Source organism: Stenotrophomonas sp. DDT-1 (assembly GCF_001580555.1).
GTDB lineage: Bacteria > Pseudomonadota > Gammaproteobacteria > Xanthomonadales > Xanthomonadaceae > Stenotrophomonas > Stenotrophomonas sepilia.
In genome coordinates this window covers 50,248-67,241 of the sequence record NZ_LEKR01000019.1, presented here as the reverse complement: position 1 = coordinate 67,241, position 16,994 = coordinate 50,248, and the positions used below count along the sequence as shown (strand labels likewise).

6 protein-coding genes are annotated in these 16,994 nt (G+C 69.2%); 3 read left to right on the top strand and 3 right to left on the bottom strand.

The window, feature by feature from the left end:
* The first annotated feature begins 3 nt into the window (after positions 1 to 3).
* The 3 genes from gspF to AB839_RS11330 all read left to right on the top strand — a co-directional run bounded on the left by gspF (position 4) and on the right by AB839_RS11330 (position 15,216).
* Positions 4 to 1,203: a type II secretion system inner membrane protein GspF gene (gspF, locus tag AB839_RS11340; RefSeq protein WP_061479448.1), complete on the top strand. Its 1,200-nt coding sequence runs from the start codon at positions 4 to 6 to the stop codon at positions 1,201 to 1,203.
* A gap of 254 nt (positions 1,204 to 1,457) precedes the next feature.
* Entirely contained in the window at positions 1,458 to 2,633 is a 1,176-nt protein-coding gene (locus tag AB839_RS11335) for a substrate-binding domain-containing protein (protein ID WP_061479447.1), read from the top strand.
* A 199-nt stretch (positions 2,634 to 2,832) separates the two neighbouring features.
* A complete protein-coding gene (locus AB839_RS11330) occupies positions 2,833 to 15,216 on the top strand; it encodes a filamentous haemagglutinin family protein (RefSeq protein WP_061479446.1) in 12,384 nt (4,127 codons plus the stop codon).
* 360 nt (positions 15,217 to 15,576) lie between these two features.
* On the opposite strand, the gene AB839_RS11325 is transcribed toward AB839_RS11330, so the two are convergent.
* Genes AB839_RS11325 through gspH form a run of 3 tightly spaced genes read right to left on the bottom strand, consistent with a single transcriptional unit; the run spans position 15,577 to position 16,993 of the window.
* Positions 15,577 to 16,191: a prepilin-type N-terminal cleavage/methylation domain-containing protein gene (locus tag AB839_RS11325; protein WP_061479445.1), complete on the bottom strand. Its 615-nt coding sequence runs from the start codon at positions 16,189 to 16,191 to the stop codon at positions 15,577 to 15,579.
* The gene (gene gspI / locus AB839_RS11320) at positions 16,188 to 16,550 is read right to left on the bottom strand and encodes a type II secretion system minor pseudopilin GspI (protein ID WP_061479444.1); all 363 of its coding nucleotides are present in this window, start codon (positions 16,548 to 16,550) and stop codon (positions 16,188 to 16,190) included. The genes AB839_RS11325 and gspI overlap by 4 nt, the downstream gene beginning before the upstream one ends.
* A complete protein-coding gene (gspH, locus tag AB839_RS11315) occupies positions 16,547 to 16,993 on the bottom strand; it encodes a type II secretion system minor pseudopilin GspH (RefSeq protein WP_061479443.1) in 447 nt (148 codons plus the stop codon). Before gspH ends, gspI begins: the two co-directional genes overlap by 4 nt.
* Position 16,994 lies beyond the last annotated feature (1 nt).

Sequence of the window (16,994 nt, the reverse complement as noted above, 5' to 3'; positions counted from 1 at the left end):
TGCATGGCACTGTTCGACTACCAGGCTGCCAATGCGCAGGGCCGCATCGAGAAGGGTCAACTGGATGCCGACAGCCCGCGCGGTGCGCGCCAGCTGCTGCGTGGGCGCGGGCTGACACCCGTGCAGGTGAGCGCGGCGCGCAGTGCCGGCAGTGGCTGGGGCGCTCGCCGCCTCTCGGCCAGCGAGCTGGCCTGGGCCACCCGCCAGCTGGCCAGCCTGCTGGCGGCCAGCCTGCCGTTGGAAGCTGCATTGAGTGCGGTGATCGAGCAGGCCGAGCGCCCGCACGTGGCCCAGGCACTCACCGCTGTGCGCGCCGACGTGCGTGCCGGCCAGCGCCTGACCGTGGCGCTGGCAGCGCGGCCGCGCGATTTTCCGCCGATCTATCGGGCGCTGGTGGGTGCAGGCGAGGATTCCGGCGATCTGGCGCGGGTGATGGAGCGCCTGGCCGACTACATCGAGGAACGCAATGCGCTGCAGGCCAAGGTACTGACCGCCTTCATCTACCCGGCGGCGATCAGCCTGGTGTCGGTGGCGATCGTGATCTTCCTGCTCAGCTACGTGGTGCCGCAGGTGGTGACCGCGTTCGTGCAGGCGCGGCAGACGCTGCCGATGCTGACCCAGGTGATGCTGGCCGCCAGCGCGTTCGTGCGCAGCTGGGGCATGTGGGTGGGGCTCGGCATCGCTGCGCTGGTGGTGGCCTGGCGGTTGGCCCTGCGCAAGCCCGGGTTGCGCCTGCGCTGGGACGCGATGCTGCTCCGGGTGCCGATGGTTGGGCGTTTCGTGCTGGGTGTGAACAGTGCGCGCTTCGCCTCGACATTGGCGATCCTGCTGGATGCGGGTGTGCCGCTGCTGCGTGCGCTTGAAGCTGCCCGGCAGACCCTGGGCAATGCGTTGCTGGCGCGCTGTGCCGATGACGTGTCCGCGCGTGTGCGCGAAGGTGCCGCGCTTGGTTCTGCGCTGAAGGTGCAGAAGGTGTATCCGCCGATCCTGGTGCACCTGGTGGCCAGCGGCGAGAAGACCGGTTCGCTGGCGCCACTGCTGGACCGCGCCGCACAGACCATCTCGCGCGAGATCGAGCGTCGCGCGATGGCACTGACTGCGTTGCTGGAGCCGACCATGATCCTGGTGATGGGCGGCGTGGTGCTGACGATCGTGCTGGCGGTACTGATGCCGATCATGGAAATGAACCAGCTGGTGCAGTGATGCGCAAAGCGCAACATGGGTAGCGCCGGGCCATGCCCGGCGAGCGCGCAGCACGGCGTGCCTTCGATTCTCCACACAATCCTCCACACCTTTTTCCGATCTTCCACAGGTTTCTTAAGCGGCCTGTCATCGGCGCGGACCAGCATGGACCCGTCGCCGCAGAGTGGGCTGGGAGGCCCTCGGCGGCAGCAGGCGTGTAGTGACCGTTCCTCCCTTGGCGTTTCCCTTCGCAGTAAACCCTTCAGGAGAAGATCATGACCAAGTACAAGACCCTGGCCGCGCTGGTTGCCACCGCGCTGCTCGCTACCGTGGGCGCCGCCTCGGCGCAGACCGTTACCGGCGGCGGTGCCTCGCTGCCGGCCGACCTCTACAAGGGTTCGGCCGACAGCATCCTGCCGGCGAACTTCACCTACGCCGTGACCGGTTCGGGCACCGGCAAGAAGGCCTTCCTGGAAAACAACTCGGCGCTGTTCTCGACCACCGGCACCGTGCATTTCGCCGGCAGCGATTCGGTGCTGAGCAGCACTGAGCTGAGCAACTACACCACCAACTTCAACCAGGCGACCAACGCCAACCGCTACGGCGCGCTGATCCAGGTGCCGTCGGTGGCCACCTCGGTCACCATTCCGTTCAACAAGGCCGGTTCGGCGGTGGACCTGAGCGTGGCGCAGATCTGCGGCGTGTTCTCGGGTGCGATCAGCGACTGGTCGACCATCGATGCCAACCGCAGTGGCCCGATCCAGGTGGTGTACCGTCCGGAAAGCAGCGGTACCAGCGAAATGTTCAGCCGCTTCCTGACCGCGGCCTGTGCCGCTGAGAACGCTGAAACCTCGAAGCTGGTGGGCGGCAAGTTCGCCATCAAGTCGACCTTCGCCGACCTGTACAAGCGCGATGCCAACGGCAACCTTCCGGCGTTCCTGGTGGCCGCCCCGGCCACCGGTGGCACCTCGCTGTACAACACGATCTACGCAGCTGAAGGCCGTATCGGCTACGTCGGCCCGGACGTGATCCCGAGCCTGACCGATGCGACCAAGGTCGCCAAGGTCAAGGGTTTCTCGCCGGACCAGGTGAGCGTGCAGGCCACCCTGGACACCGTTGCTCCGCCGACCGGCACCGATGCTGAGAACCCCGCCAACTGGGTGCCGGTGTTCGGCAACCCGTCGGCTGGCTATCCGATCGCCGGCTACACCAACCTGGTGATCGGCCAGTGCTACAAGGATTCGAGCGTCGCCACCAGCCTGCGCGGCTTCCTGGCCCGCCACTATCCGGCGACCTACACCGTCGCGTATGAGAAGTCGATCACCGACCACGGCTTCATCCCGCTGACCAAGGCGTGGCGCGATGCGATCCGCAACCGCTTCGTGCTGGCCAGCAGCACGGCCGGCCTGAACAACCCCAGCACCTGCGCCGGCATCGGTCGTCCGCTGTAATCCGCAGTACCGGTTGAATCCTGCTTGACGCGACGCCGGCCTCTGGGCCGGCGTCGCCATTTCCGTGATGGTGCCGCCGCCGCAGTGTTTCGCTGTCGGCTTCGTGTCACGTGGACCGTCTATCAGTGGCAGGGCATGCGTTGCGCGTGCCTCCCCGATCGTCGCCGCAGCCGCGGCCCACCAGGTTGATGAGGTTCCGATGTCGCACCCGCTCCCGTCCGTTGTTCGTCCGGCCGCGTTGATGCGCCGCAATCATCCGATGGCGTGGGCCATCGCAGTCGCACTGGGGAGCATGGTGGCCCCGGCCAGCCAGGCGCAGCAGGCGTTCAGTCCGGGCTGGTTCGCCGAACGGGGCGCGGCCCAGGGCAGCGCGGCACAGAGTGGCCGCATGCCCAACGGCGTGCCGATCCAGTTCCAGTTGCCGGCCCAGCAGCAGGATGCAGCACGGCAGAAGCTGCAGCAGTCGATCGACAATCTTGGCACGGCGGCGCAGGCGATCGCCCTGCAGCAGCGCCTGCAGGAACAGGCGCGGCAGGCGCGCCGCGAGGCTGGCTTCATTGTTGCTGATGGCCTCGGCAAGGACGGCCTGAGCGTCGACCAGAACCCGCTGACCCGCGGCTGGCTCAATGCGCGCGAGGCGATCCAGTCGCAGGGCAGCGACGGGCGGGTGCAGGTCACGGTCGAGCAGACCGCGGACAAGGCGATCCTGAACTGGGAGACCTTCAACATCGGCGGCAACACTACGCTGAACTTCCTGCAGAGCCCTGACTGGGCAGTACTGAACCGCGTCAACGATCCGCAGGCGCGGCCCAGCCAGATCCTGGGCCAGCTGAAGGCCAATGGCACGGTGTTCGTGGCCAACCGCAACGGCGTGGTGTTCGGCAACAACAGCCAGGTCAATGTACGCAATCTGCTGGCGGCTGCAGCACGGATCAGCGATGCGCAGTTCCGCGACAATGGCCTGTACAGCCCCGACGCCAGCAGCAGCGCGCTCAGCGATGCATTCGGCAAGGTGACGGTGGAGCAGGGCGCCCGCATCGCGACCCATGAGCCGACCAGTGCGACGCGCGGCGGTGGCTACGTACTGCTGGCCGGGCACAGCGTGGAGAATGCTGGCCATATCGAGGCGCGCAAGGGCCAGGTGCAGCTCGCTGCGGGTGACAGTTTCGTGATCCGGCGTGGCGTGGGTACGGCCACCAACACCAGCTCCACCACCCGGGGCAATGAGATCGCGCCGCGCTTCATCGCTGGCAGCACGGCTGGCGGCGTGCGCAACACCGGCCTGCTGCGCGCGCTCGAGGGTGACGTGACTCTGGCCGGGCGCAGCGTCGAGCAGGCCGGTGTGGCCGTGGCCAGCACCACGCTCGCACAGCGCGGCACCGTGCATCTTCTGGCCTCGGCCAGCGATGCCGGCAGCAGCGTCACGCTCGCCGATGGAGCCACCACGGCGGTGCTGATCGAGGACGACGGCAAGGCCACGGCGCTGGATACGCAGCGCGACAGCCTCATCAAGGAGTCGGCAGAGCAGGACGCGATCCGCGCTGGCGCGCGCTCGGCCACCTTCGACAATCTGTCCCAGCACAATGATCGCCGGGACCAGTCGCGGGTGGAGATCGTCTCGGGTGGCAACATCCATTTCAGCAGGGATTCGCTGACGGTCGCCACGGGCGGCCAGATCATCGCCGATGCGGCGGCCCGCAGCTACGTGGACGACGCCGCGCGCGTGGACGTGTCCGGCGCAGTGGGCGTGCAGGTGTCGATGGAGAGCAACAATGTCCAGGTCAAGGTGCAGGGCAACGAACTGCGCGACGCCCTGGACAACCGCGACAGCGGCAAGCTGACCAGCAGTGAAGTCTGGGTCGACCGCCGCAGGCTGGTCCACGTTCCGGCCGGAACCGGGGGCTACGAGGGGGAGCGCTGGTACGCTGCTGGCGGCCTGCTGGAAGTGGGGGGCTACCTCGACAACCAGGGGCACTCGATCGGCGAATGGGCCGCGCAGGGAGGCACCGTCCTGCTGGGCGGCAGGGAAGTGATCACGAACGGTGGCTCACGCATCAACCTTGCCGGCGGCAGCCTGGATGTGCAGAGCGGCGTGGTCCGGCAGAGCTGGGTGCGCGGCGTCGACGGCCAGGTCTACCGCCTTGATGAGGCGCCGGCGGAGATGCTGTTCGATGGCCTGTACAGCGGCCATGAAGTGAAGCAGGAACGCTGGGGCATCACCGAGACCTTCCGTGATCCGATCGTATTCGCGGCGCAGCGTGTCGACAACGGGTACACGGTCGGCCGCGATGCAGGACGGCTGATCGTCTCCGCACCGACCGCGGTGCTGGATGGGAAGGTTGAGACGGCCACCTTCCAGGGCGCGCAGCAGAACCGCAGGCCGGAGGCCGCACTGGATGGCTATGCGCAGGCGCAGACGGCGGTGGCGCGCAATGCGCAGCTGTACCTGGGGCGCTACGACGGCCAGGGCCGCAGCGGTGTGTTCGGCTCGGATGTGCGCCTGGATGACAAGGCTCCGGCGAAGGCGGCGTGGTCGCTGCTGGCTCCGGTCGACGAGGAGCGGCGTGACACCGTGTGGCTGGATATCGCAGCGCTGAGTGCCCAGCAGTGGGGACGGATCGACCTGGCGACCGCCGATCGCATCCGCGTCGACGGCAGCCTTCGGCTTCAGGCAGGCGGACAGCTCAACCTGACCGGCAGCGAGGTGGAACTGGCAGGCGACATCGGCATTGCCGGCGGCCAGCTGTCGGCGGGCAACCTGCTGGATGTCCAGGGCCGGCCGACGGCGCTGCTGCACGATGGCCGCGCCCGCACCGCCATTGCCGACGGCACGCGGATCGATCTCTCCGGTGAATGGAGCAACGCGTCACTGGCGACGCCGCTCGACGCCAGCGGTGCCTGGACAGATGGCGGCCGCCTGAGCCTGAGCAACAGTCATGACGTGGTCGTGGGCGCCGAGGCAACGGTGGACGTCGAGGCCGGCGCCGCGCTGGACCTGCGCGGTAAAGGCCGCATCGGCAAAGGGGGCAGCGTCAGCCTGCAGGCCAACAGCAGCACGGTTACGACCGACGGCAGTGGCCGGGTGCAACTGGGCGAGGGGAGCCGGTTCAGTGGCCGAGGCCAGGGCAGTGGTGCCTTCTCGCTGGGAACAGGTGGCCACGTTCGGGTGGGCGATGCGGACCTGGCGGGCGCGTCGCTGCGACTGGACCCCGGCCTGTTCGGCAGTGGCTTCGCACAGTACGACATCAACGGCCACCAAGGCGTGGAGGTGGCCGACGGCGCGCGGCTGGTCGCTGCCCTGCCAGGCCTGCGCATGACCCAGGACGCGCAGACGGCAACCGATCGGGCGTCCGCACTGGCGGCATGGGATGCGCCGCTGTACAGCGCCGATCCGTCGAACGGGCGCGTCAGCCAGCGCGCCGGTGCGAGCATCAGCCTGCGTTCGGACCGCAACAGCGTGGGCGGTGACCTGCGGGTCGGCAAGGATGCACTGGTGGCGGTCGATCCAGGGCAGACGATCTCGCTGCTGGGTGCAGGCAACATCGATGTTGAAGGCACACTGCGTGCGAAGGGCGGCCGCATCGTGATCGACGATGTGCGTCCGCAGAATGCGCTGTACGCCGGGCAGCGCACCGAACGCACCTGGCGTTTCGCCGAAGGCGCGCTGCTGGATGCCGATGCAGACGCGATCTCGCTGCCCGATCCCAGCGGCCGCCTGCGCGGGCAGGTGCGCGCGGGTGGACGCATCGAGATCGGTGGGGCGCTGGACTGGGAGACCGCAGCATTCGTCGACAACCGACCACCGGAAGCCTTCGTGGTGGTCGAACGCGGTGCGCGCCTGCAGGCGCGGGGTGCGTCGGCCGAGCTGGATATCGACGGCCAAGGCCGTGTACGCGTGGACAGCGACGGCGGGCAGATCGTGCTGCGCTCGGCCAATGCACTGTATCTGGAGGGCGGGATGGACGCGGCCGCCGGTGGTGCCGGCGCACGCGGCGGCACGCTTGGGCTGGCCTTCGGCGGCAGCATCCATGCACGTGGCGCCAGCGAGGAGGTACTGCGCGCACGTGCGATCACCCTCAGCCAGCACAGCGCACCGGTGCAGCCACTGCCGGCCGCACTGGAGTATGGCCACGCCGCGTTGTCGGTCGAGCAGCTGCAGGCGGGCGGCTTCGACAACCTGTCCGTGTTCGGTGACATCCGCGCCGTCGGCGATGTCGACCTGCGCCTGGCCCAGAGCCTGCGCATCCATGGCCAGGGCACTTCGAGCCTGGGCATGGCCGTGGATGCCGGGGCGTCGTCGGCGTTGCGGCTGAGTGCGCCCTACGTCCGCCTGGCGCAGGCGCGCTGGGGCCAGCTGGCGGGCGAGAACCTGCAGGGTACCGTGGCGGTCGCTTCGGCCGGGCCGGACGATCACGCGCTGGCGGTGCAGGCCGCGCTGATCGACATCCGCGACGTCACCTGGCTGCCCGGGTTCGACCACGTGGCGCTGGAAAGCCGCAGTGACGTGCGCCTGACCAACGGCATTGCCAGCAGTGGCAACACCAGCGCGTTGATGACGGCCGGTTCGATGGACGTGACCGCCGCCCGCCTGTACCCCACCGCAGGCGCGGTCGGCACGCTGGTGGCCGGCGCTTCGGCGCAGACCGTGCAGACCGCTGATTACTGGGCCGATCCAGCTGCCGTGCTGCGAATCCACGGCACAGGTGCGGCCACGCAGCCGGCGCCGGAATCGGCGCTGGGCACGCTTCGCCTGGTGGCTGCCACGGTGCAGCAGGGCGGCAACGTGCAGGCGCCGATGGGCACGCTGCAGCTGGGCGGCCTGATCCAGAGCGGAACCATCGGCAGCCGGGTGGAACTACTGCCAGGCAGCGTTACCTCCACCAGCGGTGCCGGCCTGTCGCTGCCCTATGGTGGCACCGTTGATGGTGTCGACTGGCGGGTAGGCACGCGCAGCCTGAGCTCGCTGACGCCGGCCGGCATCTCCTCGATGGGGGTGACCCTGAAGGCCAACGCGATCGAGGTGGCGCCGGGGGCACTGCTGGACATGTCCGGCGGTGGTGAGTTGACCGGTGCCGCCTTCGTGTCCGGGCGCGGCGGCTCCGTCGACGTGCTGCGCACGGCGTTGGCCGACGCCAATCCGCGCTACGCGTTCAGCGCGTCGGGCAACCCGGTGTACGCGATCGTACCGGGACGCGCCGAGGCGTTCGCCCCCAGCGGCGAAGAAGGATTCTCAGCTCCGGCGGTGGGCCAGCAGATCACCGTGCCGGCTGGCGTGCCCGGCCTGGCGGCCGGCACCTACACGCTGATGCCGGCAAGCTATGCGCTGCAGCCCGGTGCATTCCGGGTGGAGCTGGGCGCTACCGGCACCTCCGGCATCGTGCAACCGATTGCGACCGGCACCGGCACCTGGCGTGTGTCCGGGCAGCAGCGCACGGCGCTGGGCGCGGCATTCTCGCCGTTGCTCACCGACATCCTGCTGACGCCCGCCGCAGTGGTACGCCGGCACTCGGGCTACAACGAAACCTCCTACAACAGCTTCGCGCAGTCGGTGGCCGACCGCCGCGGCGAGTCGCGTGGCTGGCAGACCATCGATGCGCTCGGGTTGACCCTTGCGCTGGGCGAAGGTGCAGGTCGTGCAGGCACGCCTGCCATCCGCTTCGCCGGCACCGCGCGGTTCGGCGCCGCCGCCGACAAGGGGCGCGGCGGCACGCTGGCAGCCACGTTGGCGAGCCCGGCGGTCGGTTCACTGGAGATCGTTGACGGCAGCGCGCAATCGCAGGCGCGTGATCGCGGCGCCACCTTCAGCGACGACGCGCTCAATGCCTTCCTGCCTTCGCGGATGATCATCGGCGGGCAGTTCAGCCAGGAGGCCTCGCAGGTGGCGGTGACCGGCCAGGCGCGCAGTGTGGCGGTGCGTTCCGGTGTCACCCTGAACGCACCGGAGGTGCTGGTGGCAGCGGCCTCCGGTGGCAGCGGCGTGCTGGTCGAGGCCGGTGCGACCCTCGATACACTGCCGTTCGCAACCGCCAACGCAGGTGCCAGCGCGACGCTGCCTTACCAGGTCTCCGGCGGTCTGCTTGCAGTGTCCAACCAGCGCCTGAACCTGATCACCGGCACCACGGGCGTGGAGGCCGGTCCGGTGGCGATCGACATCGGGGGGTGCCAGGCGGCGTGCGACGGCCAGGCCCGGCTGGTTTCCGATGGCAGCATCGCGGTAGCGACCGATGGAACGCTGCAGATGCGCGACTCGGTCAGCTATGGCACCCGTCAGCTCGGCCTGAGCATGGCGGCGCTGAACCTGGGCAGTGCCGAAGCGATCGCGCAGGCCGCTGCGGCAGGGGCGCTGCCCAGTGGCATGACCATGAACCAGTCCGTGCTGCAGCAACTGCTGCGCGGCAATGACGCCACCGGCGCGCCGGCGCTGGACACGCTGAGCCTGGTCGCGCGGGAGTCTGTCAACGTGTTCGGCAGCGTCGACCTGGACGCGCGCGACAGCGCCACCGGCCGCAGTGGCCTGCAGACGTTTGTGCTGGGTGCGCAGGCCATCCGCGGCTACGGCGCTGCGACCGACCGTGCGCGCATCCTGGTGGACACGCTGGTCTGGGACGGCGCATTGGCGGCGAGCCAGGCGCCGGGCAGCGACGCGTCGGTACCGCCGGCCGATCCGATGGTGGACCGGCTCGGCGCCGGGCAGCTGGACATCGTCACCCGCCAGCTGCAGCTGGGGCGGGCGCCATTCACCCGTCCCAGCTCTGAAGTACCTGCGAACCGGCAGGTGCTCGGATTCAGTGCGCTGAACCTGAGTGCTTCGGAGCAGCTGTCGTTCTCCGCGCAGGGCACGCTGGACGTGTTCCAGCAGCGCGGCGACTATCTGGCCGACAAGGGCTGGCAGTACAGCGGAGGCAGCCTGGGTATCGATACACCGCTGTTGACCGCCGATCCCGCCGCGCAGCTGCGCGTGCGCACTGGCGGCGAGTTCCGCCTGCAGGGGGGCACCGGCAAGGCGGGTGGCGATGCACTGGGCAGCGAGCTGAGCATCGACGCCAACCGGATCACGCTGGACAGCACGATCGCGCTGGCGTCAGGACGGCTGTCGGCGAGCGCGCGCGAGGGCATCACGCTTGGCGGCCGGGCGGCGCTGGACCTGGCCGGGCGCAAGGTCCCGCTGTACGACGTGGACAAGTTCAGCTGGGGCGGTGATGTCCTGCTGTCCAGCGACACGGGTGACATCCGCACCGATGCTGCCTCCCGCATCGATGTTTCTGCCCGCAACAACCGCGCCGGGCGCATGACGGTCACCGCAATGGCCGGCCAAGCCGATCTGGCCGGTGTTCTGCAGGGTGCCGCCAGTGGCCGCTACGATGCCGGCGGCACGCTGGTGCCCTACGACGGTGGTGAACTTGTGGTGCGGGCACGCCAGCTGCAGGACTTCACCGGCCTCAACCAGCGATTGACCGCCGGCGGTGTCGTCGGCGGCCGCAGCTTCCAGATCGGTGAAGGCGATCTGCGGATCGGCGACGAAGTGAAGGCGCGCCGGGTCGACATCAGTGTCGACGCGGGCAGCCTGACCGTGGCCGGCCGCATCGATGCCAGCGGCGAGCAGGTCGGCAGCATCCGCCTGTACGCCCGCGACCAGCTGCAGGTGGATGGCACGCTGGACGCGCACGGTACCGGCCTGCGCGTGGACAGCCATGGCAAGATCATCGACAGTCCGAACCGGGCCACGATCACGCTGGGCAGCGCCGAAGGCGCCGTGGGTCTGGGCAGCGCGGCGCACCTGGACCTGCGTGCCGGCAGCGACGTTGCCGTCGGCGACGGCCCTGGACAGAACGACGGCATGGCGCGGGGCTCGCTGAAGATCGATGTGCCGCGGGTGGGCAGCAACGACGCGGCGATTGCCGCGGCCAATGGCCTGCGCATCGATGGCGCGGCCGGCATCCAGCTCAATGGTGTCCGCCGCTACGACGATGCGCCCCTGGCCGGCACCGCCGATGTGCGCGGCAACCGCGCGCAGCTGGTCACCCAGCAGTGGCTGGACCAGGTGGTCGATCCGCACAGCGTGGCGTGGATCGATGGTGCGCTGGGCAACCCGGACCTGCAGCAGCGCACGCGCGCGCTGGGTGATGTCCGCCTTCGTCCCGGCGTGCAGGTGGTGGCGCGGCGCAGCGACGCCAACCCGGACGGCGACCTGACCATTGCCGGCGACATCGATCTGTCCGGCTACCGCTACGGGCCCGAAGCCAACCGCGCCGATCCATCGCGGCGTGGCTTCGGCGAATCGGCCTCGCTGGTGCTGCGGGCCGAAGGCAACATCAACGTCTACGGCAGCATCAACGATGGCTTCGCACCGCCACCGTCCACGCCGGATGAGGGCGGCTGGCAGCTGTATGAGGGTCGCAATGGCAGCGCGGGGCACACCCCGTTCGGCAGCGGTCTGGTGGTGCCGGTGGACGGGGTGAAGCTGCAGCCCGGCACCGAGTTCCAGGCCGGCACCCGCCTGAACTACGACGTGCCGGTCGAATCGGTAACGCTTCCGGTTGGTACCGTGCTGCCCGCGCCGATGGTGATCTCGCAGACCCTGCGCCTGCCAGCGGGCACCGTACTGGGTGCGGCGGTGACCACCGACTCCGGGCAGACGCTGGCCGCGGGCACCGTGCTGCAGGAGCCGCTGGTGCTGGCGGCAGGTGCGCGGCTGGGAGCCGGCTTCCGCCTGCGCAGTGCGGTACAGGTGGCGGCACAGGAGTGGCCCGCCGGCGCGGTGCTGCCGGTTGCGCTGCGCCTGGCACGGGAAGTCGCGCTCAAGGTGGGCGCGTACATTCCCTCGTTGACCAAGGTGGAGCTGCCCGGCGACGCGCCGGTGAATCTGCGGCCGACCGATGCCAACGGCAACCAGGGGCGCAACTGGGCGCTGGCGCCGATGCTGGCCGAGGGCACCAGCTCCTGGGACCTGACCGTGGTTGCCGGTGCCGATGCCGGGGCGGCCGATCCACGCAGCCGGCGCTGGGGTAGCGAAGGCAGCGTGGTGCTGGCTGATACCCACCAGGGCTCGATCGGCACGGTCAAGACCGAGATCATCTGGGTGGGTGATCGTGCGTTGACCGAGCGGGCATCGCTGGACTGGATCGGCGACACGTCCTATGCGGGCCGTCCGATCGCGGAGCTGGCCGACATGTTCGGCTTCACCGAAGATGAGTTCTGCGCGATGTCGGCCGACTACTGCGGCCCGGCACCCCGCCAGGTGGCCGCGCAGGGCTCGCTGGATTACTGGGGCGACGAGTCCTACGTGGGCACCCCTGCGAAGGACTTCGCCGCGATGTTCGGCATGACCGAAGATGAGTTCTGCAGTACCGCGCCCAGCTACTGCGCCGGCGGCGGCACGCAGACCGAAGTGACCACCTACGGCAAGCGCGCGGGCACGCCGGCGTGGAGCGTACTGCGCACCGGCAAGGGTGACATGGAGCTGCTCGCTGCCGGTGACGTCGTGATGAAGTCAGGCTTCGGTGTCTACACTGCAGGCACTCCCACCGCGCTGGGTGGGGGCCGCGACGCTGCCTTCAATTCGCCCCGTGCAGCGGCTCCCTGGAACACCGCACTGCTGGGGCCGAACCTAGTGCCGGGCAGCTATGACGCAGCGATCGCAGGCTACCAGGCCTGGTATCCCGATCATGGTGGCAACCTGCGGGTCGAAGCCGGGCGCGATATCGTCGGCGACGCCTGGACCGCGCGCGCGGAGTCGGGCACCAGCGAGCGCGACTGGGCGCTTTACTCCAGTGCCGCGGTCGGCAATTGGCTGTGGCGGCAGGGAACCGGCAGCACCAGCGGCGTGGAGCCGGTGCCGACCAGCTGGTGGGTGAACTTTGGCACCTACACCAACGTGTCCGCTGCCGCTGGCGCCTCTCCGCGGATGGTCGGCTTCACCGGCTTCGGCACCTTGGGCGGCGGCGACCTGACGCTTGAGGCTGGGCGCAATGCCGGCGTCCGCGATCCGATGGGCGACGCGCTGGGCTCGCTGAGCGCACCGCGCTCGGGCGCGATCATCGCGGCGGTGGGATCGACCGGCCGGGTCAGCGATGGCCAGCTGCACCTGACCGGCGGCGGCGACCTGCGGTTGCGCATCGGTGGCGCACTGAATCCGAATCTGCAGGCGACGATCTCCAGCCTCAATCCCTCCAGGGCGGGACAGAATCTCGACCTCAACGGTACCTTCAGCAATCTGCGTGGCAGCCTGCAGCTCGATGCCGGGCGCATCGGTGCAATGGGCGTCACCCTGGAAAACTACGCGACGCTGCGTCAGCAGCGCGCCGCAGACCTGTTTGCGCCCGACGCCGCCCGCGCGATGGGCGGACCGGTGCTGGTGCTGGGCGATGCGGTCGCGCAGCTGCAGGCACGGGGCGATGTGGTGCTCGGCGGGGTCGCCGATGCAGGCCGGGTGCCGCTGGCCAACTACAGCGCGGTGCTGCAGGATGATGGCGCGCACGCTGCAGGCAGCACGTGGTTCTCCCTGTGGACGGCCAACACGGCCGTGGATCTGTTCAGTGCCGGTGGTGACCTCGCGCCAGGCCTCGCCGGGCCGGATAACGTGACCGGCAGCAATCTGTGGCGCGAGCAGGTCCAGCTTGTTGTGCGTGGTGGTGATGATCTGCTGAATTACTGGCTCTATCCTTCGCGCTTCAGCGCCATTGCTGCGCAGGGCGACATCAAGCTGGACCGGATCAGCGCCACGCCGGGGACGCAGGATGTGATCCTGCTGGCACCCTCGGCAACAGGACGGCTGGACGTCCTGGCCGGTGGCAGCATCTTCGCCCAGCGTGGCGCGACCCAGATCGCGCGCTCGGGTGCGGACGCGCGGCTGCCGGGACCCTTCGACCCCGCATTCCTGGCCCAGCAGGGGGATTCCGGCGGCAATGTGACCCGCTCGCGGCACAACCTTTCGGTCGATGGCAATACCGCCTCGCCAGAAGCGTCGCTTCCGCTGTTCGCATTCGGTCCCAATACTCCGCTGTCGACCGTGTCTGCGGCACTGGCGCCGAGCCGCTTCTACGCGGTGCAGGGCGACATCATTGGTCTGGCCAGCGGCGGGCAGCGCACGCTGAATCCCAACGTGGGGCAGCGCACGCAGCTGAACTGGTTCGAGGCCGCCGGCGCCGTGCAACTGCGGGCAGGCCGGGACATCCTCGGGGTGTCGATGACCGCGTTGAACAGCGCGCCCACCGACATCACGGTGGCGGCGGCGGGCCGCGACATCGTGCATCTGAACGCGACCATCGCCGGCCCCGGCAACACCGAGATCAGTGCCGGCCGCCAGCTGCGCCAGGAGGATGCGGGCAGCATCGTCAGCCTCGGTGGCATCGTGCAGGGCGACACCCGTGCCGGCGCCAGCATCGCGCTGACGGCCGGCAACCAGCAGATCGATTTCGCGGCCCTGCGTGCACGCTATCTGGATCCCGCCAACCTCGCCGATCCGGCGCAATCGCTGGCGTCGCAGCCGGGCAAGGCAGTCAAGGTGTACGACCAGGAGCTGAAGCAGTGGCTGCAGCAGCGCTTCGGCGTGGCTGCTGACGGCGACGGGGCGCTGGCTGCCTTCGATGCGCTGCCGCAGGAACAGCAGCACATCTTCCTGCGCCAGGTCTATTACGCCGAGCTGCGCGAAGGTGGACGGGAATATACCGATGCAGAAGGGCCCCGCTTCGGCTCCTACCTGCGTGGGCGCGAGGCCATCGCCACGCTGATGCCAGACAAGGCTGCGACCGGCGCGACGATCGACCGTACCGGCGATATCGTGATGTACGGTGGCTCCGGCGTGCGCACCGAAGCGGGTGGCAACATCGAGCTGATGGCGCCGGGTGGGCAGATCGTGATCGGTGTGCAGGGCGTGGTGCCCCCGGCCAGTGCCGGACTGGTGACCCAAGGGCAGGGCGATATCCGGCTGTTCAGCCAGGACAGCGTGCTGCTGGGCCTGTCGCGGGTGATGACCACGTTCGGCGGCGACATCCTGGCGTGGTCGGAGCAGGGTGACATCAATGCCGGTCGTGGTTCGCGCACGACCTTGCTGTACACGCCACCGCGCCGCGTCTATGACGGCTGGGGCAATGTGATCCTGTCGCCGCAGGCCCCGGCCAGCGGTGCTGGCATCGCGACGTTGAACCCCATCGCCGAAGTACCGCCGGGCGACGTCGACCTGATCGCTCCGCTGGGCACCATCGATGCGGGCGAGGCCGGTATCCGCGTCTCCGGGAACATCAACCTGGCCGCACTGCAGGTGCTCAACGCGGCCAACATCCAGGTGCAGGGCGAGAGCAAGGGCCTGCCGGTGCTGGCATCGGTCAACGTCAATGCGCTGGCCGCGGCCAGTGCCGCAGCCAACAGCGCCAGCCAGGCGGCACAGGACGTGATGCGCAAGAGCCAGGACGACGCACGGCGCAACCAGCCGTCGGTGATCAGCGTGCAGATCCTGGGCTTCGGCAGCGGCACGAGCAGCGTAGCGCCGCCGGCCCGTGGCACTACCGCCAACAGCGGCTACGACGCCGACAGCGCGTTCCAGTTCCCGCAGGCCAGCCGCGACGACGGCACGCAGCGCCGGTAGGCATCGAGCGATCCCGGTAGGTGCCGACCTTGGTCGGCAGCAATTCCACGCCATGCGTGGATGCAGCTGCACCGCCGGAGCGGACAGCATCGGGCCAGCCGCCAGGGAACGGTGGCGGCCCCAGCCAGGACGGCACGGAGGGCAGGGAGCGGCCATCAGCGGTGAGGACCACCGAAGCGGCGCCGCCGGGCGCAGGATGGCACCCGGCGGCAGGCTCGGCAGTAGATCCACGCCATGCGTGGATGGCTGGGCCAGCATCAGTGCCGACCAACGGTCGGCACCCACCAGGGCAGGCCGGGCAGTAGAAGCCGCTCGGCAGTAGATCCACGCCATGCGTGGATGCTTTGCCTGGGAGGAATCCTAAAGCTCCAGCACCCGCCGGTAGCTCAGCGGCCCACGCCCATCGCGCAGGCCCAACCGCAGTTCCAGCCCGGTGGCCGGCTGCACCTCGCCTTCGCTCGGCAACAGCGCCCACCCAGCGCCCGGCTGCCAGGCGCGTACCTCGAACCGCTGCACATCCCTGGCCACCGCAATGCCTTTCGACGGCTCAGGCGCGGGCAGGGGGTATCGATCCGTCGCCGCGCCACTGGCCCGCCACAGCGTAGTGCCCTGCCGCCACCAGCGCACCCGCTGCCAGCGTAGTCCATCACTGCCGACACTGCGGGTGATCTCCAGCGCGAAGCTGCCATCTGGCTGCCGTTCGCTTACCAGGGACGGAGGCAGCAGCCGCTGCGGTTGATCGGCCGGACGCACTGCACCATTCATCAGCGCGTCGTCGGCACGCATCTCGATATCGCGCTGGAACTGCTGCAGGATGCGCAACGCCGTAGTGGTTTCGGCATCGGCCCGGCGCAGGCGCTGGTCGCTGCTGGCCACGCTGTCCAGCGCACGCCAGCAGATCAGCGCCAGCACACCCATGATGGTGATCGCGATCATCACCTCGATCAGGGTGAAGCCACGCGCGACCCGCTTCATTGCATGATGGTCCATGGTAGCCGCATCCGCGCCAGCGACTGCCGCGGTGCCTCTTCGGCCACCACGCTGAGATCCAGTTGCGGCTGTCCGTCACTTCCCGTGCCGAGATGTTGCAGCACCAGGAACGTGCTGCGCCCCTGCACGCAGCGCTGCCGTGCATCCTGCGGCGGCTGCCCGGCCAGGCGCAGCTCCTGCCAGCGGTCCTGCGCACACATCAGTGCCAGCCGACGATCGCGCAGGCGCGACTGATCGTCGGTGGCCACCGCCACCGAACGCATCACCGCCGCCAGTGCGATTGAAACGATCGCCAATGCGATCAGCACTTCGATCAGGGTGAACCCGTGCCTGTTCCGCTTCACTGCACGACCTGCAACTGTCCGCTGCCATCATCACGAAGACGCAGCTGGCGGCCCTGCAACGACAGCGTCACCTCCCACGCCACGCCAATCCATTCGGGGCTCAGTTCAATCGGCGTGCTCGGCTGCACCGCGATGCCCGCCGGTTGCCATTGCTGCTGACGCAGCAGGTCGTCGCGCTGAACGTCCACCCAGCGGCTGCCTTCGCGGCGGCTGAAGCGGTAGCCGGCGGCGTCGGCCTGCCAGCGCAGGGGGCGGCCATCGATACGCGCCTCGTCGCGCGCCACCTGCAGTCGCTGCGCCAACCGTTCGGCTTCCTGTCGCAGCTGCCGGCCCGGGTCGAGCAGGCTGCCCAGGCCCAGCCCGATGCCCGCCGTGCAGATACCGATGATCACCAGCACCACCATCAGTTCCAGCAGGGTGAAACCACGCGGCATGCGCTGCATC